This window comes from Serratia sp. HNCC26DJ244 (genome assembly GCF_057180565.1).
This window is the reverse complement of the sequence record NZ_JBXUGO010000146.1, coordinates 1-294: the sequence shown is the minus strand read 5'-3', so window position 1 is coordinate 294 and position 294 is coordinate 1. Positions and strand designations below refer to the sequence as shown.

Genomic DNA, 294 nt, shown 5'->3' with positions numbered 1-294 from the left:
ACGCTGACATCACCGGACGTTTGTGGCGCGGTGCTGCTGATCGGACCATAGCTGCCATCGGCGGCCACCGGTCCGGTGGCGGTGCTGCCATCCGGGAAGGTGACCGTGATGGTGCTGTTAGGCTCGGCGGTACCGGAGACACTCAAGGTACCGTCTGGGTTAGCGACCACGCTTGGCGCGGCTGGCGCGACAGGGGCGGTGCTGTCCACATAGGCGGTGATCGCGGACGGACTGTCATTGCCGGCCACATCGGTGGCCAGCACGCTGACATCACCACTGGTTTGTGGCGCGGTG

General features: G+C 66.0%; 1 protein-coding gene. It reads right to left on the bottom strand.

Annotated features, from left to right (window positions below; all coding sequences use genetic code 11):
• On the bottom strand, positions 1–294 hold a 294-nt coding region (locus AC2A06_RS19005; protein ID WP_484381319.1), incomplete at both ends, for an Ig-like domain-containing protein.